This is a genomic window from Streptococcus sp. ZY19097, from assembly GCF_040731245.1.
Classification (GTDB): Bacteria; Bacillota; Bacilli; order Lactobacillales; family Streptococcaceae; genus Streptococcus; species Streptococcus orisratti.
Genome location: NZ_CP160400.1, coordinates 1 through 22,307, shown reverse-complemented (window position 1 = coordinate 22,307; position 22,307 = coordinate 1). Strand labels below are relative to the sequence as shown.

Here is a 22,307-nt window from a genome sequence, read left to right as displayed (position 1 = left end):
GATAATTATGATGATTGATTTTAAGAAAAAAGAAAATATTCCAAATTTACTTACACTGGCTAGAATTATTATGATTCCTTTATTCATTCTGATTCTTTGTTTTTGGAAAAGTCAGGCTGGCCACATTTTTGCTGCTATTATCTTTGCCATTGCTAGTATTACGGATTACTTAGATGGCTATCTAGCCCGTAAATGGAAAGTAGTGACAAATTTTGGTAAATTTGCAGATCCTCTAGCCGACAAAATGTTAGTAATGACTGCTTTTATCATGTTGGTTGAGTTGGGAATGGTACCTGCTTGGATTTCAGCTATTATTATCTGCCGTGAACTAGCAGTAACAGGACTTCGTCTCCTTTTAGTTGAAAACGGCGGTACCGTCTTGGCTGCAGCTATGCCTGGAAAAATCAAAACATTTACACAAATGTTTTCCATTATCTTTTTGCTGTTCCATTGGACAAGTTTTGGAACTCTCTTGCTCTATGTAGCCTTAATTTTTACAATCTATTCTGGATATGATTATTTCAAAGGAGCAGGATTTCTCTTTAAGGATACCTTCAAATAATGGCAAATAGTATTGATATTAAAGATCTAAAATTCAAATATAACAAAGAACAAGAAGGTTACACGCTTAATGGTGTTTCGTTTCACGTGAAACAAGGTGAGTGGCTGTCTATTATTGGGCATAATGGTTCTGGAAAATCAACCACTGTACGCCTAATAGATGGGCTTTTAAAAGCTGAATCTGGTCAGATTTTTATTGAAGGCCAAGAGTTAACAGAAGAAAATGTCTGGGATATTCGCCACAAGATTGGTATGGTTTTTCAAAACCCTGACAATCAGTTTGTTGGTGCCACGGTTGAAGACGATGTTGCTTTTGGGCTTGAAAATAAAGGACTACCTTTAGAAGAGATGCGCAAGCGAGTCAAAGATGCCCTTGATCTTGTTGGGATGTCAAAATTTGCGAATCGAGAACCAGCACGTTTATCTGGAGGCCAAAAACAGCGCGTAGCCATCGCTGGAGCTGTTGCCCTGCGTCCTCGTATTATCATCTTAGATGAGTCAACCAGCATGTTAGACCCTGAAGGCAGACTTGATCTTATTAAGACCATGAAAAATATACGAGAGCAATACGGAATAACAGTCATTTCAATTACACATGATTTGGACGAGATTGCACTAAGTGACCGTGTCTTAGTAATGAAGGAGGGGAGAGTGGAATCAAGTTCAACACCGCGAAAATTATTTGCTCGTGGCAAAGATTTACTGACGCTCGGTCTGGATATCCCATTTACTGCTAATCTCATTGAAGAACTAAGGACTCAAGGAATACAAATAAAAGACGATTATCTCACAGAAAAGGAATTGGAAGAACAGTTATGGGAATTACTCTCCAAAACGTAGACTATACTTATCAAGAAGGGACGCCGTTTGAAGGACGTGCTCTTTTTGATATCAATTTGGCAATAACAGACGGCTCCTACACTGCCTTCATTGGTCACACAGGTTCTGGAAAATCAACCATCATGCAACTTTTAAATGGTCTCAATGTACCAACAAAAGGAACAGTATTTGTTGATGATATTGCCATAACATCAGTCTCAAAAAATAAAGACATCAAATCTGTCCGTCAAAAAGTTGGACTCGTTTTTCAATTTCCTGAAAGCCAGCTTTTTGAGGAAACAGTTTTAAAAGACGTTGCCTTCGGTCCGCAAAATTTTGGTGTGAGCAAGAGTGATGCAGAAAATTTAGCTCGTCAAAAATTAGCTTTGGTAGGTATTACAGAGGACTTGTTCCATAAAAATCCTTTTGAACTCTCTGGTGGTCAGATGCGCCGTGTAGCTATTGCAGGTATCCTTGCCATGGAACCAAATATTTTGGTCTTAGATGAACCCACTGCAGGATTGGATCCTAAAGGACGCCGTGAACTCATGACACTCTTTAAAACTTTGCATCAAGAAGGCATGACAATTGTTCTAGTAACGCACTTAATGGATGATGTTGCTAACTATGCTGATGCAGTCAATGTTCTGGAAGCTGGAAAACTTGTTATGTCCGGAAAGCCAGCTGACATTTTTCAACAAGTTGACTTTCTAGAAAGCAAACAACTCGGAGTGCCAAAAATTACAAAATTTGCCCATAATCTTGTTAAACGTGGCCTAGATATTAATCCTCTGCCTATTACTATTGAAGAATTTTCGGAGGCCTTGAAGCATGGATAAACTCATACTGGGACGCTATATTCCTGGAAACTCGCTCATTCATAGATTGGATCCTCGCAGCAAGCTTATTGCAATGATTTTGTACATTATCATTGTTTTTTGGGCTAACAATTTCATTACCAATCTTATTATGTTAACCTTCACACTTGTTGTTATCTTCTTATCACAAGTTAAATTAAGTTTCTTCTTCAATGGTATTAAACCCATGGTGGGAATTATTCTTTTTACAACAATTTTTCAAATGCTCTTTACACAAGGAGGGGAGGTTTTTCTCAGTCTTTGGATCATCAAAATTACAAGCTATGGTCTTAGCCAAGCTGCCTTGATTTTTACGCGCTTCTTACTGATTATATTGTTTTCTACCCTACTAACTTTAACAACAACTCCCCTAAGCTTAGCTGATGCTGTAGAATCCCTTTTAAAGCCTCTGGAAAGACTAAAAGTTCCAGCGCATGAAATTGGCCTGATGCTCTCTCTCAGTCTTCGTTTTGTCCCAACATTGATGGATGACACTACCCGTATTATGAATGCTCAGCGAGCGCGTGGAGTTGACTTTGGAGAAGGAAATTTAATTCAAAAGGTAAAATCTATCATTCCAATTCTCATCCCTTTATTTGGATCTAGTTTCAAACGAGCCGATGCCTTAGCAATTGCCATGGAGGCTCGTGGTTATCAAGGAGGGGATGGTCGAACAAAATATCGACTATTAAAATGGACTACTAAAGACAGTCTGACTATTTTAGTCATTATTAGTCTAGGAATCTTTCTTTTTTTCTTAAAGAATGCTTAAAACGCCTCTTTGTGGGCGTTTTCTTTATCTGCTATCAATCTCTTTGTAATAATTTTAATCTTAAACAAAAACTAGAGTAATAAAAAGAAGGTATGATAAGATATACATTTTTAAAAGAAAGAGGCTTCTTATGCTTAAACAAACACAAAAATTTAAAATCGGAGTTGCTGGACTTGTAGTCTTATCTTTCCTAATGCTCCCTACACTAATAAACGCTGACTCTTATACTGTAAAATCAGGTGATACTCTTTCAGCAATTGCAAAACAATATAATACAAGTGTTGAAGAAATTGCTAACAGTAACCAAATTAGCAACATCAACTTGATCAGTGTGGGACAAGTATTGGAAATCAATTCTTCAACAGCTGAAACAATAGATATTAACAGTACTACTGCTAGTACAGAAACAACCTACATTTCTTCATTGAGTGCAGCTGATGCAGCAGCTAAAGAAGTAATCGCTCAACGCGAATCAAGTGGTAGCTATACCGCTCAAAATGGTCAATACTATGGTCGCTATCAATTATCCCTTTCATATTTAAATGGAGATCTATCGCCTGAAAACCAAGAAAAAGTTGCTGACGCATACGTTGCAGGACGTTATGGTTCATGGTCTGCTGCCCTTGCCTTCTGGAATGCTAATGGTTGGTATTAAGAGGAGAAAGTCTGATATTTTCAGGCTTTTTTCGTTTGTTTTCGAAATTTTTCATTGGTTTACACAAACTGTCAATATATTTACAAAAGAGCTTTAAATTTCAATTTTGTTGTAATAATTTTAACAAAAGAAACATCTTTAAGTAATAAAAAAAAGTTATGATGTAAACTGTAGAATAATGTGAGGTAATCTATGAACTACAGCAGAATTGCAAAATCTCGTCGTCGAAAACAAATTATTACAAGTTTGCTTAGCTTGACATTAGTGTCAAGTATCATCGCATTAGTTTTTGTTTTTTCAACTACAAACGTCAACACTGAATCTGTTGCAACTAAAGAAAATACTATATCCTCTTCAAAGGAACTAAAAACTGCTTCATCTGTATCTTCTTCAACTGAACCAAGTACCGCTGTCATCGAAAGTACCACTTCACCAGAAACAACCGAAATGTCTGTTGATGCGGTGACTGTTGTCGAAAGTTCTCCAGTGGTTGAAGAAGAACAAGCTTACACAACATATGCTAGTACAGATAATTACTCCTATGTAGAAGCAAATACTCCTGTTACCACATCTTACACCCCCACATCTCAAGTAAATACTACTTTAAGTAATGGAAATACTGCTGGTCAAATCGGTTCCGAAGCTGCAGCGCAGATGGCTGCAGCAACCGGAGTTCCACAATCTACGTGGGAACATATTATTGCACGTGAATCCAACGGTAACCCAAATATTTCAAATGCTTCTGGTGCATCAGGGCTATTCCAAACAATGCCAGGATGGGGCTCCACAGCAACCGTTCAAGATCAGGTAAATTCTGCTATTAATGCTTATAAAGCACAAGGGCTATCAGCCTGGGGATACTGAGTTAAAATAGCTAGAAATTGCTGAACCTATCATACTAAAAAAGTCATCATTTGATGGCTTTTTATGATACTGTATTTAAAATTAATTTTAGATGCTGATTTTTATTCTAGTCTATATAGCTATTCCATAAACACATTTCTATGTCAACTCACTGCATTATGTGTTATAAATTTTATTTTTTATGATGAATTTGAAAAATTATCTCTAAATTTTTACTGGAAGGTTCCTTAACAATTTTTACGATATTCAAATACCGCTCATTAAAAGATGTTTACAAGCTATCAAATATAAGTGTCGTTGAGCACTTCTTGTCTGATATAGTCAACTAGCTTATCTTTTATTACTTCGTTCACTCGCCTTGCCGTACTCCAGTACAGCCTGCAGCTCGTTGCCTAGTACTAAAAACAAACTAAAAGGCTATATAACTTGAATTAGAGCATCACATTTTTTATCTTAAAAATATATGTTAAAATAACAATTTTTGGAACTAAAACTAAATAAAGCTGAGTGAAAAGTTTTTTAAAAACATTCTAGCGTTTTTAAAACGTCCTGAGGTTGATGGCAAATATAATTGGCTCCGACTTTCTGTAAATCATATTGTAAACCAAATCCCCAAGTTACTCCAAGTGTTTTTATTCCTACCTTTTTACCACCAATGATATCAAACCTTGTATCTCCAATAATAATAGCATCTGTTTGAGAAATTTGTTGTTCAGCTAAACAAGCAGAAATAACATCTGCCTTGTGAAATCGACCTGTAAGAGAACCATAAATTGCTTTAAAATAGTCAATAATTTCCAGTTCTTGTAACATCAAGACAGCCATTGGCTCATATTTACTAGTCGTGACAAAAAGTTGATAACCTGCAGAATCTAGTTTTTCTAATAGTGGGATAATTCCTGAAAAGAGAGTAACTTGATGGACACCTTTGCTATTGTAGTAAGTTCTAAAGATAGAAATAGCTCTGTCTAACTCAGATTGGTCCTGAAAGTAGTGACCAAAGGTAACTTCTAAGGGAGGACCAATAAAGGTTGACAATTCCTTATCAGAGGGTACAGATAGTTGTAACTTTTCAAAAGTATAGCGGAATGCAGATAAGATACCTTGACTGGAATCAACCAAGGTTCCGTCAAGGTCAAATAGAATAGATTTCATTAGATTCTCCTGTAAAGATGTTGTCAAGATAAATAGATAGGCATCTTTCTTTATCGAATGTCATTCTAATGATAAAAGGAAATAGACGCTTCAGTTTTTGAAAATCAGATAAACCAAATTGAGGATAAAAATAATTTACAATTGTTGAAATAGCTGTTCCATGCGAACTGATAATTATCTGCTCTCCTGGCCTTTCTTTTAATAGACACTTTAAAGCATGAATAGTTCTTTCTTGAACTTCTTCCAAAGATTCACCACTTGGCAATTTAAACGAGAAATCCTGCCATTGTTTCTGCACAAAATTTTGGAAATCTTCAATCCAATTGCTACTAATTTTTCTTTCTCTAAAAGCATCCCTTTTAATGACACTCACTTGATGAAACTCAGCTGTGGATTTAATTGTTTCAATAGCTCTTCTATAGGGGCTTGAATAAATCACATGAATAGTTTGTTTAGAAAAATAGTTTAATAACAATTGACAATCTTGTAAACCTTTTGGTGTTAATTCTCGATCCATATCATTATGGTTGTAAAAATTGGGTTCGGCATGTCTCACAAGATAGACTGTTGTAATCATTTCCCAAAAATCTCCTTACTCAATTGCTTTCCAGTTGGAGTTGCTGCCAGTCCCCCTTCTGCAGTTTCACGGAAAGCTGTTGGCAGACTTGAACCAACTTGATACATTGCATCAATAACTTCATCCGTTGGAATTTGAGATTTGATACCTGCTAATGCCATATCAGCGGCAACAAGGGCAAAGCTAGCTCCCAATGCATTACGCTTAACACAAGGCACTTCGACCAATCCAGCCACGGGATCACAGATTAGTCCCAGCATATTCTTAATAACAAAGGCTACAGCTTGACTGGCTTGAAAAGCCGTTCCTCCGGCTGCCTTTACGAGAGCTGCAGCAGACATAGCAGCTGCCGATCCTACTTCTGCTTGACAACCTCCTTCTGCACCAGAAATGGATGCATTATTTCCTATGACAAGTCCAAAGGCACCAGCTGTAAAGAGAAAGTCAAGCTGTTCCTTTTCAGATAGTTCTAGTTTTTCAATAGCAGTTGACAGAACTGCAGGTAAGCAACCAGCACTACCTGCAGTGGGGGTTGCACAAACTAGTCCCATTTTAGCATTCAGTTCATTGACAGCCATGGCGTTACGAACTGCTGTTAAAACACTCTTTTCAGATAAGGTTTTTCCGTTTGTCATATAGTGATTTAATTTTAAGGCATCTCCACCTGTTAACCCGCTAATAGATTTTCCAGTTGTCAATCCGTTGACAACTGAATTTTTCATAATTTCTAAATTTCGTTTCATGATTGAAATAATTTCTTGACGACTTCGACCAGATAGTTCGATTTCAGTTTCAATCATAAGTTCAGCAATATTACCTGAAAATTTTTCATCTGCTTGATTAACAAGCTCCCTAATACTATAAAACATAAGCTTCCTTTCTAGTCAAAAAAATTGACATTATGGAGATGAGGAATGGCCTGTATACGTTTGACAGCATCTTGACAGTCCCGTGAATCTACTTCAATAATCATAATAGCTTTTTCACCCGCCTTCTCACGTGTAACATTCATTTGAGCAATATTAATGTTATAATCTGATAAAATATCCGTTACTCTGGCAATCATACCAGGAATGTCTTGATGAACAATAATTAATGTTGGGGTATTCATTTTTAAAGAAACAGAGAAACCATTCAACTCTGTAACTTCTATATTACCTCCACCAATTGACACCCCTGTAATACTCATGTCCTTACTGCCTTTTTTAACAGTAATTTTTGTAGTATTGGGGTGAGGAGCATTGCTATCTTTGAGGATATTCCAATATAATTTAATTCCCTTTCGATGAGCAATTTCTAGAGAATTTTTAATCTCAGGATCATCTGTATCCATTCCTAATATTCCCGCGACTAATGCTTTATCTGTCCCATGTCCTTGATAAGTTTTAGCAAAAGAATTGTAAAGTTGAAAAGTAACTTCTTCTGGAATCTCTCCAAAAATAGAATTGACAATTTTTCCAATTCTAACCGCTCCAGCAGTATGACTAGAAGACGGTCCAATCATGACTGGTCCAATAATATCAAAGACAGATTGAAATTTTAAATGTTTCATGACTTTCTCCTGCAAGTGGATTTCTGCTTTCCTATTATAACAAAGAAAACGTGATCAGAGGGAGAATTTATTATTTAAAATCAATTTCATGTTATAATAGATGAGCACCTCGGTGCATTCAAAATCGACCTTCAAATCGATTTTTGAAAAACTAGGCCCTTCAAGCCTATGTTCTAAAAATATCTTGATGGGAGGATTATCATGACAGATAATTCAAAAACACGTGTTGTTGTCGGTATGAGTGGCGGCGTTGATTCGTCTGTAACAGCTCTCCTTTTGAAAGAGCAAGGTTACGACGTTATTGGTGTCTTTATGAAAAACTGGGACGACACAGATGAATTCGGTGTTTGTACAGCAACCGAAGATTATAAAGATGTGGCAGCTGTAGCTGATCAAATTGGAATTCCTTACTACTCTGTAAACTTTGAAAAAGAATATTGGGATCGCGTTTTCGAATATTTCCTAGCGGAATATCGGGCAGGACGCACACCCAATCCAGACGTTATGTGTAACAAGGAAATCAAGTTTAAAGCCTTTCTTGACTATGCCATGACACTCGGAGCTGACTATGTAGCAACTGGACATTATGCGCAAATCTCTCGTGACGAAGATGGCACAGTTCATATGTTACGTGGTGCAGATAATAACAAAGATCAAACTTACTTCTTGAGCCAACTATCTCAAGAACAGCTGCAGAAAACAATGTTCCCTTTGGGGCATTTGCAAAAATCTGAAGTTCGTGAAATTGCTGAGAAAGCTGGTTTAGCAACGGCTAAAAAGAAAGATTCAACTGGAATTTGTTTTATCGGTGAAAAAAACTTTAAAGAGTTTCTCAGTCAGTATCTACCTGCTCAAAAAGGTCGTATGATGACGGTTGATGGTCGTGATATGGGAGAACATGCAGGCTTGATGTATTACACCATTGGACAACGTGGAGGGCTTGGTATCGGTGGACAAATCGGTGGGGACAATACTCCATGGTTTGTTGTCGGAAAAGACCTATCCCAAAATATTCTCTATGTCGGCCAAGGTTTCTATCATGAATCTCTTATGTCAACCTCTTTACAAGCAAGTCAAGTCCACTTTACACGCGATATGCCTGAAGAATTCACGTTGGAATGTACAGCTAAGTTTCGTTATCGTCAACCAGATAGTCAAGTGACTGTCAAGGTGAAAGGGGACAAGGCAGAGGTTATCTTTGCAGAGCCACAACGGGCTATCACACCAGGACAAGCCGTTGTTTTCTACGACGGTCAAGAGTGTCTGGGTGGTGGCATGATCGACATGGCCTATAAAGATGGAGAGGCTTGTCAGTATATTTAATCAAAAATAAAAGCTTAGCACCCTCGTGCTGAGCTTTTTATCTTATCCCCAGAAAGCATCTTCGGCTTTTTGGTCGGCTGAGAAGAGCCAAACTTCCTTGATTTTGCCCTCTTCCATACGGAAAAGATCGATACCATTCATGTTTAGTTCTTCACCATCTGTTCTAGTACCGAGGAATGTTACGTTAGCGGCAACAAGAGTATCATTATCGGATACCCAGTTTGTCACTACTTTGAATGTTCCATTTGTTTTTTCAGCGAAAGTTGCTAGATGTGCTCCGAGTACTTCCTTACCAATTTTAGCACCAGATGTTGAATGATTTCCGGGTTGATGCCAGATAATGTCGTCTGCCATTGTTTCAAAAAGAGCTGCAAAATCACCAGCGATGAGAGCATTGTTATAGGCATTAAAAATTTCCAAGTTTGTTGACATTTGATGTCCTCCAATTTTTTTGATATAGTACAATTATAGCTGAAGCATTCCAATATGCAAGTAGGTACTTTTGCATTGGTTGGTATCAAAAGTGATACTATTGTGATAAATAAAGGAGAATTTTTTTGAAAAAAGTTAGTGAATATGGTATTTGCCCTTTTGCAACAACACAAAAAGTCTTGACTGGTAAGTGGGGATTGGTTATTATCTACCAACTCAGTACAGGAACGAAACGCTTCAATGAATTACAGCGACTGATTCCAGGTATTACTCAAACCATGTTAACAAGGCACCTTAGACAATTGGAGGAGGATCGCATTATTAGTCGCACGGTCTATGCAGAAGTCCCCCCTCGTGTAGAGTACAGCTTGACTGAAATGGGTGAAAAATTTCGTTCGGTGCTGGATGCTGTTGAGGTTTGGGGCTTAGAATATATTGAAACGTTAACGTAACACCAGATTTGAAATTCTACAAATCTTTTGATAGAATAAGAGTAACAATTATCATGATGGTCAAAGCTCATGGGAATTGTAGGCTTTTTTGTCCTGCAATTTTCGAGAGTTTTGGCTATTTTTTGCGATTGGGGAGAGAAGATGACCTTTTTGATATTACAAAAATTTCAGAATCAGAACTGAGTCAGTTTCCTAATCTAAAAACGATTGATGGAACAGTGTTATTGATGACAGATGATGTAAAACTGTTCTTGAAATCGAAAGGTCTTCGATTTTTGATTAAGGAGTAGCTTGTCAATCTAATTGACAGATGTGTAAAGGAGGGGAAAATGCGTGTTGTAGTTATTCAAGCTAGTACAAGAACTGAGATCAACCAGCTCTTGTTTGACACAGTTTGTGAGGTAGTGGACGGACAACATGATGTTGTTAATCTAGGCGTGTTTCCAGAAGAAATAGAAAACTACACCTATGTGGAAGTAGCTGTTATGATTAGTCTGTTGATTGAAACAAATGCAGCTGATTTTATTGTAACGGGGTGTTCTTCTGGACAAGGAATGATGATGGCTTGCAATAGTTTGCCAGGTTTACGTTGTGGCTTTGTGCAAACACCTCAGGATGCCTATCTATTTGGTCGGATTAACAACGGCAATGTGGTTTCTTTACCACTAGGCTTAAATTTTGGTTGGTCTGGTGAATTAAATTTGCAATATACCTTAAACGAACTTTTTCATGGGGAATTTAATATTGGCTATCCACCAGAAGCAGCTGACCGAAAACGTCAAGAAGTTCAGCTTTTTTTAGAGCTAAATAAACTAACTAAAAAAAGTTTCTTAGATATTATTGATGTTTTAGACTCAAGATTGCTTTCTAAAGTTTTGGAAAGAAAAAATTTTACCGATTATTTATTTAAATATGGGAATAATCAAGCACTATTAACTCGATTACACACTTTTAAGAATTGACTTTTAGGTTGAATTTGATAAAATAAACGTAACAATAAACATGATGGTCAAAGCTCATGGGAGTTGTAGGTCTTTTCGGCGTACAATTTTCGAGGGTTTTGGCTGTTTTTGCGTATTAAAAGGAGGTACTCTGTTGCGAAAAAATCATACATGGAACATTTGCAGTGTCTATCGCAATAAACTTAATCAAGAGTATAGTATATATGTTCTTTTTAAAATGATTTCAATAGAGTGTAACCTAAGTTTTACTCGGATTATGTTATTCTGGGGACTGATTGATATCTATTCAGATAAGGAGAAATAATGACACGAGAATTTGCTGAAAATTATGATGTAATTGTCGTTGGAGCTGGGCATGCTGGTGTTGAAGCTAGTCTAGCTGCCAGCCGTATGGGTTGTAAAACTTTACTAGTAACCATTAATCTTGAAATGTTAGCTTTCATGCCTTGCAATCCATCTATTGGAGGATCTGCAAAAGGAATTGTCGTTCGTGAAATTGATGCCTTGGGCGGTGAGATGGGACGCAATATTGATAAAACCTATATTCAAATGAAAATGCTTAATACTGGTAAAGGTCCTGCGGTTCGAGCGCTTCGGGCACAAGCTGATAAAGCACTCTATGCCCGCACTATGAAACATACCGTTGAACAACAGGAAAACTTAACACTCCGCCAGTCCATGATTGAAGAAATTTTGGTAGAAGATGGAAAGGTAGTCGGTGTCCGTACAGCTACGAATCAAAATTTCTCGGCTAAGGCTGTCGTTGTAACGACTGGAACCGCACTTCGCGGCGAAATTATCCTTGGTGAACTCAAATATTCCTCTGGTCCCAATAATAGTCTAGCTTCCATTGGATTAGCTGACAACTTGAAAGAATTAGGCTTAGAAATTGGCCGTTTCAAAACAGGAACACCTCCACGAATCAAAGCCTCCTCTATCAATTATGAAGCCACCGAAATTCAGCCTGGTGATGAAAAACCAAATCATTTTTCGTTTATGTCAAATGACCAAGACTACCTCGAGAATCAAATTCCTTGCTGGCTGACCTATACCAATCAAACTAGCCACGATATTATCAATAAAAATCTCTACCGAGCACCAATGTTTTCAGGAATTGTCAAAGGTGTTGGTCCTCGATATTGTCCATCCATTGAAGATAAAATTGTGCGCTTTTCAGATAAAGAACGACACCAACTTTTCCTCGAACCAGAAGGACGTGAAACCGAAGAAATTTACATTCAAGGTTTGTCAACTAGTTTACCAGAAGACGTTCAAAAAGATTTAATTCACTCTATTAAAGGTTTGGAAAATGCTGAAATGATGCGAACAGGCTATGCTATCGAATATGATATTGTCTTACCTCATCAACTTCGTGCCACTTTGGAAACAAAGAAAATCTCAGGGCTTTTTACAGCTGGACAGACCAATGGAACTTCAGGTTATGAAGAAGCAGCAGGACAAGGTATTGTTGCGGGTATCAATGCAGCCCTGAAAGTTCAGGGAAAACCTGAATTGATTTTGAAACGAAGTGATGCTTATATCGGCGTGATGATTGATGACTTGGTAACCAAAGGAACCTTGGAACCTTATCGCCTCTTAACTAGCCGTGCTGAATACCGCTTGATTTTGCGTCATGATAATGCAGATATGCGCCTGACAGAAATTGGACACCAAGTGGGACTGGTTGACGATGAACGTTATTTGCGTTTCAAAATTCGCAAAAGTCAATTTGACAACGAATTGACAAGGTTGTCAACTATTAAGTTAAAACCCATTACTGAAACCAATAAACGAATTGAGGAACTTGGCTTTAAACCACTCACAGATGCACTTTCTGCCAAAGAATTTATGCGTCGCCCAGAAATCAATTATGATATCGCTACAAGCTTTGTTGGACCAGCAGCAGAAAAACTAGATAGCAAAGTTATCGAACTATTAGAAACAGAAATCAAATATGAAGGTTATATCAATAAGGCACTTGAGCAAGTAGCTAAAATGAAGCGAATGGAAGAAAAACGTATCCCAAAAAACATTAATTGGGATGATATTGATTCAATCGCAACAGAAGCTCGCCAGAAGTTTAAAAAGATCAATCCAGAAACCATTGGTCAAGCTAGTCGTATCTCAGGAGTAAATCCAGCAGATATTTCTATTTTGATGGTTTATCTAGAAGGAAAGCAAAAAAATAAGTAAGAATCTCAAGTTTGTGTTACAAAACTGTAATGAATCTCCCCTTAACGGTCCTATAACTTAGGGCTGTTTTATGGTATAATAATGAGTTAAGAGGTTATTCAATGAAAAGATTTCGTTTTGAGACCATTCATCTGGTTTTAATTGGTTTAATTTTGTTTGGAATTCTAGCAATTTCTGTACGTTTATTACACTCACAAACTATTCTTTTATTACTGATTTTTTTAGCGTTATCTGCTATGGTAGCTCTGCTTTATTATCAAAAAGAAGCCTATGAGTTATCAGAATTAGATCAAATCGAACTCCTAAATAATCAAACAGAGCTAAGTCTAAAGCACTTGTTGGAAAAAATGCCGGTTGGTGTTATTCAATTCGATGAAGAGACAACCGAAGTTGAGTGGTTCAATCCCTTTGCAGAACTTATTTTCACCAATGAAAATGGAGACTTTGAAGAAAATATTGTTCAAGACATTATTCAATCCAAGCGTGATGGGGCCGCTAGTCAAAGTTTTGAAATTGGCGGAAATAAATACTCATCATATCTCGATTTGACATCTGGTATCTTCTACTTTTTTGATGGTTTCATGGGAAATCGCCAAAAAGAGGATGTTACCTTTTTAAGACCTGTTATCGGAATCATATCTATTGACAATTATGATGATGTTACCGATGATTTGTCCGATGCGGAAACTTCACAAATTAACAGTTTTGTTGCTAATTTCATTTCTGATTTTGCACATAGTAAAAATATATTTTACCGTCGTGTCAATATGGATCGTTTTTACTTTTTTACCGACTACTCTGTATTAAATGATTTAGTTGAAACGAAGTTCGATATTTTAGAGACTTTTCGCTTAAAAGCGAAAGAGTATGGATTACCACTAACTTTAAGTATGGGAATTTCCTTTGGACAAAGTAACCATCAACAAATCGGTCAAGTAGCTCTTGAAAATTTGAATATTGCACTTGTTCGCGGAGGAGATCAGGCGGTTGTTCGTGAGAATGAAGAACATAAAAAAACGATGTATTTTGGTGGTGGATCAGTATCAACAGTGAAACGTTCACGAACTCGTACCAGAGCTATGATGACTGCTATCTCAGATCGTATCAAAATGGTTGACAACGTATTTGTTGTTGGGCATCGTAATCTTGACATGGATGCCTTAGGTGCAACAATTGGTATGCAATTTTTTGCTGGAAATCTCATTGATAATGCCTATGCCGTCTATAACCCAAATGAAATGAGCCCCGATATTTCTAGAGCAATTAATCTAATAAAAGATGACAAGAATACTCGGTTAATAACAGATGAACGTGCTAAAGAACTCGTGACGCCACACTCGTTGTTGGTCATGGTAGATCATTCAAAAACTGCTTTAACTTTGTCAAAAGATCTTTACAGCATGTTTACAGATGTCATTGTTGTTGATCATCATCGTCGAGATGAAGATTTTCCTGAAAACGCTGTTCTCACTTTCATTGAAAGTGGAGCTAGTAGCGCAAGCGAATTGGTGACAGAACTCATACAATTTCAAAGTTCTAAAAATACGCTCAGTCGCACACAAGCCAGTATTTTGATGGCTGGTATTATGCTTGATACCAAAAATTTCACAGCTAGCGTAACAAGTCGGACTTTTGATGTAGCAAGTTATCTAAGAACTTTGGGAAGTGATAGTCTTAAGATTCAGAACATCTCAGCTACTGATTTTGATGAATACCGTCTCATCAATGAGTTAATCTTGCGAGGTCAAAAATTTACAGAAAATATTATTATTGCGTGTGGAGCTGAAAATGCTGTTTACAGTAATGTTATTTCTAGTAAAGCTGCAGACACACTATTATCAATGTCGGGAATTGAAGCAACATTTGTTATAACACGCACACCTAACAATCTTACTTCTATATCTGCTCGCAGTCGAAGTAAGATTAATGTTCAACGTATTATGGAAAAACTTGGTGGTGGCGGTCATTTCAATCTAGCAGCTTGTCAACTTCCTGACACATCACTTTCAAAAGCACAAGCTTTATTATTAAAACAAATCAATGAAGAATTAAACGAATATAAGGAGACTGAATCATGAAAGTTATCTTTTTAACTGATGTAAAAGGTAAGGGTAAAAAAGGAGAAATTAAAGAAGTTCCAACTGGTTATGCTCAAAATTTCCTTATTAAGAAGAATTTAGCTAAAGAAGCAACAAGCCAAGCTATTAGTGAATTAAAAGGAAAACAAAAGTCCGAAGAAAAAGCACAGGCTGAATTACTTGCTGAAGCTAAAGCTATCAAAGTTGAACTTGACAAAGAGACTACACGTGTTCAATTTACTGAGAAAGTGGGACCCGATGGACGCACTTTTGGTTCAATTACCGCTAAAAAAATTGCTGAAGAACTTCAAAAACAGTTTGGAGTAAAACTTGATAAACGCCACATTGAGTTGTCACATCCTATTCGTGCTTTAGGTTTAATTGAGGTACCTGTGAAACTACACAAAGAAGTTACAGCTGAAATAAAACTTAATATCAAACAAGCTTAACCCTATTCAGTTTGATTACATAGGAGGTGTAGTAGTGGCTGATGTAACTGAATTAAGAGTTTTACCGCAAGATGTTCTCGCAGAACAGGCTGTCTTAGGTTCTCTCTTTATCTCCCCTGATAAGCTTATAACCATCCGTGAATTTATTGAGGCAGATGATTTCTATAAACACTCCCATAAAGTCATTTTCCAAGCGATGATTACACTGAGTGATCGAAATGAAGCGATTGATGCTGCAACTGTTCGATCAATTCTGGCTGATCAAGGAGATTTACAAAATATCGGTGGTCTATCCTATATCGCAGAATTGGTTAGTAGCGTTCCAACAAGTGCAAATGCAGACTACTATGCTAAAATTGTTGCTGAGAAAGCTATGTTGCGGAATATTATTTCTAGGTTGACAGATAGTGTCAACCTAGCCTATAATGGTGAGACCACTTCAGAAGATATTTTGGCTAAGGCAGAGCAAGCACTTATCCAAATCAATGAACATAGCAATCGAACCGGTTTTCGTAAAATTTCAGATGTTTTAAAAGTTAACTATGAAAATCTTGAAATCCGTTCCCAACAAAAAGGTGATGTCACTGGCCTACCTACTGGTTTTAGAGATTTAGATAAAATTACAACAGGTTTACACCCTGATCAGCTTATTATTCTCGCTGCGAGGCCCGCAGTGGGTAAAACAGCATTTGTACTCAACATTGCTCAAAATGTAGGAACTAAGCAAAATAAACCCGTTGCCATATTCTCACTCGAAATGGGAGCTGAGAGCCTCGTTGATCGTATGCTAGCTGCTGAAGGTCTTGTTGATTCTCATGCTTTACGGACAGGTCAACTGACTGAACAAGATTGGAATAATGTGACCATTGCGCAAGGGGCACTAGCAGAGGCTCCCATATATATTGATGATACCCCAGGGATTAAAATTACAGAAATTCGTGCACGTTCTCGAAAGCTTGCTCAAGAGGTTGAAGGCGGACTAGGATTGATTGTCATTGACTACCTGCAACTAATTACAGGAACCCGTCCAGAAAATCGACAACAAGAGGTTTCAGAAATTTCCCGTCAATTAAAAATTTTAGCTAAAGAATTAAAAGTTCCTGTCATTGCGCTTAGTCAGCTCTCCCGTGGTGTGGAACAACGACAAGACAAAAGACCTGTCTTATCAGATATTCGCGAATCTGGTTCAATTGAGCAAGATGCTGATATTGTTGCCTTTCTCTATCGAGATGATTATTACCGACGAGATACTGATGAAGAAAATGATGATGCTGTGGAAGATAATACTATTGAAGTTATTCTTGAAAAAAACCGTGCTGGCGCACGTGGCACCGTTAAATTAATGTTTCAAAAGGAATATAATAAATTTTCCAGTATCGCACAATTTGAAGAACGCTAATTGAAAAAATTAATTTTTACATTTAAGGAGAAAATACATGAGTGATGCATTTGCAGATGTTGCAAAGATGAAAAAAATAAAAGAAGAAATTAAAGCACATGAAGGAAAATTAGTTGAATTGACCTTAGAAAATGGCCGCAAACGTGAGAAAAATAAAATTGGTCGTTTAACAGAGGTATATCCTTCTCTTTTTGTCGTTGAATACAACGAACATTCTGATGTTCCTGGCGCGATTAACAACTCCTACGTTGAGTCATATACCTATTCAGATATCCTTACAGAAAAAACACTTATACACTATTTAGACTAACCCCCTTAATTCTTTCCATTTTATTTTATCAAATATGAAATTATATATTGACATAAGAACAGATATTTTGCTAAAATAAATAGGTTAGTGGTCTCATAGCTCAGCTGGATAGAGCATTCGCCTTCTAAGCGAACTGTCGCAGGTTCGAATCCTGCTGGGATCAAAATAAAAAGTGTCTGAACATTATTCAGGCACTTTTTATTTTGTTTGTTTACTGTCTCCACTATGTTTTTGTACCCAAAATTTTGAAGGAATTTCAGGTTAACCATTAGATTGTTTTTAGAATCTGTATTCACAAGTGAAGTGCTTATAGATAAGAGATAGTTTTTCGCTAATCAAGGCAGGTTCTTTATTGAGAAAATACTGACTGTATTTTGAAAAAAACTAACCTTAGATAGAAGTGCTGAACTGTGAATACAGGTTCTTAGTATTAGATAGCAAACTGTAAGCTGTACTGAGGTATGGCAAAAAGATAAACACTTATACTCAGACTAAGCGACACAGTTGCAGATGTTGTTGTCTTCATCAATAAAAGCAACAACGTCTGAGTTTGATTTTCTAAGAGTATAAAGGATCATAAAGTAGAAGTGACAATTCTGTTTACTTATGGTATGGACTCCCCTGCTGTATCATAAAAGCACGATAAATTTGTTCGACTAAGACTAGACGCATCAATTGATGGGGAAGAGTAAGTAGCCCAAAACTCATTAATAGATTAGCTCTTTTTTTCACCTCAGATGATAATCCCAGACTTCCTCCAATGACAAACGTGATATCTGAGAACCCCTTTAGCGTAACCTCTGAAAGAAGCCTACTGAATTTTTCTGAAGGAAACTGTTCTCCCTCTATCGCTAAAGCAATAACATATTCTCTATCTGAAATTTTCGCTAAAATACGTTCTGCTTCTTTAGAGAGAATTTTTTGATTTTCCGCCTGACTAGCATTGTCAGGTGTTTTTTCATCGACCAATTCAATCTGCTCAACTTTAGCAAATCTTCCAAGCCTTTTAACATATTCTGCGACACCTTCTTTAAGGTACTTTTCTTTTAATTTTCCAACAGTAATTAATTTAACTTTCATAGAGATATTTTAACATATATCCACATAGATTGCACAACTTATCCACAAGCTACTAGTCTCATCCTTTCTACTTTTTTTACCATTTTATGCCCAAAATATCAAAATTTATTAACAGTTTTCCACAGGCTGTGGATTTCTTTCTTTTTCATTTTTTTTAAGGTATAATTAAGTCACATTTTATATGCTATTACAAAATATTGGAGGTTCAATAATGAAAAAAATGAAAAATTGGCTGAAACCTGTTGCAGCTGTTATTATTTTATTCTTAGCAGGTCTAACAGGAGCTTTAGTCGCTTTGAATATAACAAATAAGTCTCAAACAACTGTATCTAGCTCTTCTAATGTAACCACTAGTAGCGTTTCTTATAAAAACTCAACGAGTACTACAGAAGCCGTAAAAAAAGTGCAGGAGGCTGTCGTTTCGGTAATCAATTATCAATCACAAAGTAGTTCACTCGAAAATAATTTTTCTACACAAATGTTCGGTGATCAATCTGATAGTTCTTCTTCAGATGAACTCAGTGTCTATAGTGAAGGTTCTGGAGTTATCTATAAAATAGACGGTGACTCCGCTTACCTTGTCACAAACACACATGTTATTGAAGGTGCAAAACAAATTGAAATTATGCTTTCAGACGGCACCAAAGTCGTCGGTGAGTTAGTTGGGGAAGATACCTATTCAGATATTGCAGTCGTCAAAATTTCCTCAAAAAATATCTCAACAGTAGCAGAGTTTGCAGACTCTGATAAATTAACTGTAGGGGAAACTGCTATTGCTATCGGTAGTCCGCTGGGTACCGAGTATGCAAATTCAGTAACACAAGGGATCGTATCCAGCCTAAGCCGTACTGTAACACTCACAAATAGCAATGGTGAAACTATTTCAACTAATGCTATTCAAACAGATGCTGCCATCAATCCAGGAAATTCTGGAGGTGCTCTTATCAATGTTGAAGGACAAGTCATTGGCATTAACTCAAGTAAAATTTCTTCTACTTCGAGCCAATCTGGTGAATCTGTAGAAGGTATGGGCTTTGCAATCCCTGCAAACGATGTTGTAAAGATTATTAATCAACTTGAACAAAATGGAGAAGTTGTACGTCCAGCATTAGGAATTCGAATGGCAGCACTCAGTGAACTCTCCACAAATGCTATCTCACAGCTGAATATTCCTAGCAGTATTACAAATGGTGTCGTCGTTGCAAAAGTTATTGATGGTATGCCTGCTCAAGGAAAACTTGAAAAGTATGATGTCATTACTGAAATTGATGGCAAAGAAGTAACCTCCTCTTCAGATCTCCAAAGTATCCTTTATGGTCACTCTATTAATGATTCTATCAAAGTCACATTCTATCGTGGGACAGAGAAAAAAACAACAACGATTGAACTAACTAAGACAACCAAAGATTTATCTGATGAGTAACTTGACAAGTAGTGTAAAATACCTTTACAATGATGTAAAGGTATTTTTTAGGAGGTTTTATGTCTGAAAAATTAGAATTGATACCCATTAGGGATATTTCTCCAAATCCTTATCAACCACGGTTGGAATTTAATCAAAAAGATCTTGAGGAGTTAGCAAATTCAATTAAGAAAAATGGTTTGATCCAGCCAATTATCGTTAGGCCTTCCAGTATTTTCGGGTATGAACTTATTGCAGGAGAACGACGTTTACGGGCGAGCGAATTAGCTGGACTTGATAAAATTCCTTCTATTGTTAAGGAATTAAGCAATCAAGAAAGTATGCAACAGGCCGTTGTTGAAAATTTACAACGTTCCAATCTTAATCCTATTGAAGAAGCAAAAGCCTACCAGCAACTCCTTGATAAAAATCAGATGACTCACGAAGAACTTGCCCAATATATGGGAAAATCACGCCCTTATATCACTAACTGTTTGCGATTACTTAACCTTCCTTCATTTTTAATTCAAGCCTTGGAAACTGATAACCTTTCTCAAGGGCATGCGCGACTACTCCTCACTTTAGACAGTTCTGATAAACAAGAATACTGGTATCAGCGCATTCTCAAAGAGTCTCTGAGTGTGAGACAACTTGAAAAATTACTAAAAGAAACTCCTAAGGTTAAAACTAACAAAACAGTCAATCTTTTCATAAAAGATAAAGAAAAAGAGTTGTCAAAATTATTAGGACTACCTGTTACTATTAGTCAGAAAAAAGGTGGACAGGGACAACTCACTTTTCATTTTTCAAACGAGGAAGATTTTAACAGAATTATCAACAAGTTAGATTAGCCTGTTGGTATTCCTTTTTCTAGTTTCATGTTTTTCCACACCTTATGTATTGCAAAAAGCCTCAAAAAGACAAGGCTTTTTTTCTTTTCCACAGATTGTGGAAAACTTTTTTTAACACTGAGGATTTTCTTTTTTAACCTTGTGGAAAACTTTTTTTTTTTATGATAGAATGTTACTAGAATTATCCACAAGAGGACCTTTTATGACTAAAAATGAACAAATTTTTTGGAATAGAATTTTGGAACTCGCCCAAAGTCAATTAAAACAAGCTACTTACGAATTTTTTGTGCTTGATGCTTATTTAATAAAAGTCGAAAATAACGTTGCTATTATTCATCTTGATAAGATGAAAGAATTGTTTTGGGAGAAAAATTTAAAACCTGTTATCCTAACAGCTGGTTTTGAAGTTTTCAATGCTGAAATATCAGTTGAGTATACATTTGATAAAACTACTCAATCTACTCCTGACAGCGTTGAAGAACAAGATACTAATTATTCTGTTCCAGTTTCTACGACACCTTTACCTGCTATCAAATCTGATTTAAACCCTAAATATCGCTTTGACAACTTTATTCAAGGTAAAGGTAACCAGTGGGCATTTGCAGCCGCACTCGCTGTTGCTAATGACCCAGGTGGCATTTATAATCCTTTCTTTATCTGGGGTGGACCAGGTCTCGGTAAGACTCATATTCTCAATGCCATTGGTAATACCGTGTTAAAAAATACACCATCTGCGCGTGTTAAGTACATTACAACTGAAAACTTTATCAATCAATTTATCACTCATATCAGGCTCAAAGATATGGATTCATTAAAGGAAGAATTCCGCAATCTGGATGTTCTACTTATCGATGATATTCAATTTTTAGCTAAACAAAGTATGTCTGGTACTCAAGAGGAATTTTTCAACACTTTTGATGCGCTTTACAAGGCTGGGAAGCAAATTGTTTTAACCAGTGACCGTACTCCTGATCAACTTAATGATCTTGAAAAGCGTTTAGTCACGCGCTTTGGGTGGGGGCTTATCCAAGATATTACCCCTCCTGATTTTGAAACACGGGTTGCTATCTTAGAAGATAAAATTCAGGATTATCCTTACATTTTTCCGGCAGATACTATTAGTTATTTAGCGGGACAATTTAATTCAAACGTTCGTGAACTTGAGGGAGCTCTAAAAGATATTAGTCTAGTGGCTAATTTTAAGCAAGTCAACACCATTACCGTTGATATCGCCGCCGAGGCTATCAGAGCTCGGAAGCAAGATAGCCCAAAAATGACCGTTATTCCTATTGAAGTAATCCAAAGTCAAGTTGGCAAATTTTATGGAGTAACTGTCAAGGAGATTAAAGCTACTAAGCGCACACAAAATATCGTCTTAGCACGTCAGGTGGCTATGTTTTTAACCCGAGAAATGACTGATAACAGTTTGCCTAAAATAGGTAAGGAATTTGGAGGACGAGATCACTCAACTGTCCTTCATGCCTATAATAAAATCAAAAATATGATTGCCCAAGACGATAGTTTGCGAATTGAAATTGATACTATTCGAAATAAAATAAAATAG

Annotated in this window: 23 protein-coding genes and 1 tRNA gene; 18 read left to right on the top strand and 6 right to left on the bottom strand. The window is 36.8% G+C overall.

Translation table 11 applies throughout. The annotated features are described in order from the left end of the window. Positions 1-7: 7 nt before the first annotated feature. The 6 genes from pgsA (at position 8) to ABZ559_RS00095 (ending at position 4,528) form a co-directional block, all read left to right on the top strand. A complete protein-coding gene (gene pgsA / locus ABZ559_RS00120) occupies positions 8-562 on the top strand; it encodes a CDP-diacylglycerol--glycerol-3-phosphate 3-phosphatidyltransferase (RefSeq protein ID WP_273413229.1) in 555 nt (184 codons plus the stop codon). Beyond that, complete coding sequence (locus ABZ559_RS00115; protein ID WP_367006727.1) at positions 562-1,401, top strand: energy-coupling factor ABC transporter ATP-binding protein; 840 nt, start codon at positions 562-564, stop codon at positions 1,399-1,401. Before pgsA ends, ABZ559_RS00115 begins: the two co-directional genes overlap by 1 nt. Beyond that, entirely contained in the window at positions 1,377-2,219 is an 843-nt protein-coding gene (locus ABZ559_RS00110) for an energy-coupling factor transporter ATPase (RefSeq protein ID WP_367006726.1), read from the top strand. The genes ABZ559_RS00115 and ABZ559_RS00110 overlap by 25 nt, the downstream gene beginning before the upstream one ends. Further along, positions 2,212-3,009, top strand: a complete 798-nt coding sequence (locus tag ABZ559_RS00105) for an energy-coupling factor transporter transmembrane protein EcfT (RefSeq protein ID WP_367006723.1) — start codon at positions 2,212-2,214, stop codon at positions 3,007-3,009. The genes ABZ559_RS00110 and ABZ559_RS00105 overlap by 8 nt, the downstream gene beginning before the upstream one ends. 130 nt (positions 3,010-3,139) lie before the next feature. After that, positions 3,140-3,664: a LysM peptidoglycan-binding domain-containing protein gene (locus ABZ559_RS00100; RefSeq protein WP_367006722.1), complete on the top strand. Its 525-nt coding sequence runs from the start codon at positions 3,140-3,142 to the stop codon at positions 3,662-3,664. 192 nt (positions 3,665-3,856) lie between these two features. Further along, entirely contained in the window at positions 3,857-4,528 is a 672-nt protein-coding gene (locus tag ABZ559_RS00095) for a transglycosylase SLT domain-containing protein (protein WP_367006720.1), read from the top strand. A gap of 519 nt (positions 4,529-5,047) precedes the next feature. Here ABZ559_RS00095 and ABZ559_RS00090 read toward each other — a convergent pair. Genes ABZ559_RS00090 through sdaAB form a run of 4 tightly spaced genes read right to left on the bottom strand, consistent with a single transcriptional unit; the run spans position 5,048 to position 7,812 of the window. Further along, positions 5,048-5,683, bottom strand: a complete 636-nt coding sequence (locus tag ABZ559_RS00090) for an HAD-IA family hydrolase (RefSeq protein WP_321058636.1) — start codon at positions 5,681-5,683, stop codon at positions 5,048-5,050. Beyond that, on the bottom strand, positions 5,664-6,260 hold the full coding sequence (locus ABZ559_RS00085; RefSeq protein ID WP_367006718.1) for a histidine phosphatase family protein: 597 nt from the start codon (positions 6,258-6,260) through the stop codon (positions 5,664-5,666). The genes ABZ559_RS00090 and ABZ559_RS00085 overlap by 20 nt, the downstream gene beginning before the upstream one ends. Further along, complete coding sequence (gene sdaAA, locus ABZ559_RS00080; protein WP_277290575.1) at positions 6,257-7,129, bottom strand: L-serine ammonia-lyase, iron-sulfur-dependent, subunit alpha; 873 nt, start codon at positions 7,127-7,129, stop codon at positions 6,257-6,259. The genes ABZ559_RS00085 and sdaAA overlap by 4 nt, the downstream gene beginning before the upstream one ends. Positions 7,130-7,140: 11 nt before the next feature. After that, positions 7,141-7,812, bottom strand: coding sequence for an L-serine ammonia-lyase, iron-sulfur-dependent subunit beta (gene sdaAB / locus ABZ559_RS00075; RefSeq protein ID WP_367006715.1), 672 nt, complete (start codon positions 7,810-7,812; stop codon positions 7,141-7,143). 201 nt (positions 7,813-8,013) lie between these two features. Between sdaAB and mnmA the strand changes: the two genes are divergently transcribed. Further along, the gene (mnmA, locus tag ABZ559_RS00070; RefSeq protein ID WP_321058633.1) at positions 8,014-9,135 is read left to right on the top strand and encodes a tRNA 2-thiouridine(34) synthase MnmA; all 1,122 of its coding nucleotides are present in this window, start codon (positions 8,014-8,016) and stop codon (positions 9,133-9,135) included. A 42-nt stretch (positions 9,136-9,177) separates the two neighbouring features. Here the strand turns inward: mnmA and ABZ559_RS00065 are convergent, their stop codons facing one another. Then, on the bottom strand, positions 9,178-9,567 hold the full coding sequence (locus tag ABZ559_RS00065; protein WP_018375151.1) for a nuclear transport factor 2 family protein: 390 nt from the start codon (positions 9,565-9,567) through the stop codon (positions 9,178-9,180). A gap of 125 nt (positions 9,568-9,692) precedes the next feature. Here ABZ559_RS00065 and ABZ559_RS00060 point away from each other — a divergent pair, with 125 nt between their 5' ends. The 8 genes from ABZ559_RS00060 (at position 9,693) to ABZ559_RS00025 (ending at position 17,573) form a co-directional block, all read left to right on the top strand. After that, positions 9,693-10,019, top strand: coding sequence for a helix-turn-helix domain-containing protein (locus ABZ559_RS00060; protein WP_018375150.1), 327 nt, complete (start codon positions 9,693-9,695; stop codon positions 10,017-10,019). A gap of 329 nt (positions 10,020-10,348) precedes the next feature. Next, complete coding sequence (locus tag ABZ559_RS00055) at positions 10,349-10,981, top strand: RpiB/LacA/LacB family sugar-phosphate isomerase (RefSeq protein WP_367006711.1); 633 nt, start codon at positions 10,349-10,351, stop codon at positions 10,979-10,981. Positions 10,982-11,284: 303 nt separating this feature from the next. After that, positions 11,285-13,174 (top strand): tRNA uridine-5-carboxymethylaminomethyl(34) synthesis enzyme MnmG, encoded by a 1,890-nt coding sequence (gene mnmG, locus ABZ559_RS00050; RefSeq protein ID WP_367006710.1) that lies wholly within the window; start codon positions 11,285-11,287, stop codon positions 13,172-13,174. Between the two features lie 101 nt (positions 13,175-13,275). After that, complete coding sequence (locus tag ABZ559_RS00045) at positions 13,276-15,252, top strand: DHH family phosphoesterase (protein WP_367006707.1); 1,977 nt, start codon at positions 13,276-13,278, stop codon at positions 15,250-15,252. Continuing rightward, positions 15,249-15,701 carry a 50S ribosomal protein L9 gene (gene rplI / locus ABZ559_RS00040; RefSeq protein ID WP_367006706.1) on the top strand — a complete coding sequence of 151 codons (453 nt, stop codon included), beginning with the start codon at positions 15,249-15,251 and terminating at the stop codon, positions 15,699-15,701. Before ABZ559_RS00045 ends, rplI begins: the two co-directional genes overlap by 4 nt. A gap of 34 nt (positions 15,702-15,735) precedes the next feature. After that, entirely contained in the window at positions 15,736-17,100 is a 1,365-nt protein-coding gene (gene dnaB / locus ABZ559_RS00035; RefSeq protein ID WP_273413274.1) for a replicative DNA helicase, read from the top strand. Positions 17,101-17,137: 37 nt separating this feature from the next. Beyond that, entirely contained in the window at positions 17,138-17,410 is a 273-nt protein-coding gene (locus ABZ559_RS00030) for a Veg family protein (RefSeq protein WP_018375142.1), read from the top strand. An 89-nt stretch (positions 17,411-17,499) separates the two neighbouring features. Next, positions 17,500-17,573 (top strand) — tRNA-Arg (locus tag ABZ559_RS00025). Positions 17,574-18,010: 437 nt separating this feature from the next. Here ABZ559_RS00025 and rlmH read toward each other — a convergent pair. Next, on the bottom strand, positions 18,011-18,490 hold the full coding sequence (gene rlmH / locus ABZ559_RS00020) for a 23S rRNA (pseudouridine(1915)-N(3))-methyltransferase RlmH (protein WP_273413279.1): 480 nt from the start codon (positions 18,488-18,490) through the stop codon (positions 18,011-18,013). Positions 18,491-18,701: 211 nt separating this feature from the next. Here rlmH and ABZ559_RS00015 point away from each other — a divergent pair, with 211 nt between their 5' ends. The 3 genes from ABZ559_RS00015 to dnaA all read left to right on the top strand — a co-directional run bounded on the left by ABZ559_RS00015 (position 18,702) and on the right by dnaA (position 22,307). After that, complete coding sequence (locus tag ABZ559_RS00015; protein ID WP_367006704.1) at positions 18,702-19,913, top strand: trypsin-like peptidase domain-containing protein; 1,212 nt, start codon at positions 18,702-18,704, stop codon at positions 19,911-19,913. A gap of 59 nt (positions 19,914-19,972) precedes the next feature. Continuing rightward, complete coding sequence (locus ABZ559_RS00010) at positions 19,973-20,743, top strand: ParB/RepB/Spo0J family partition protein (RefSeq protein WP_367006702.1); 771 nt, start codon at positions 19,973-19,975, stop codon at positions 20,741-20,743. A 202-nt stretch (positions 20,744-20,945) separates the two neighbouring features. Further along, positions 20,946-22,307 carry a chromosomal replication initiator protein DnaA gene (gene dnaA, locus ABZ559_RS00005; RefSeq protein WP_367006700.1) on the top strand — a complete coding sequence of 454 codons (1,362 nt, stop codon included), beginning with the start codon at positions 20,946-20,948 and terminating at the stop codon, positions 22,305-22,307.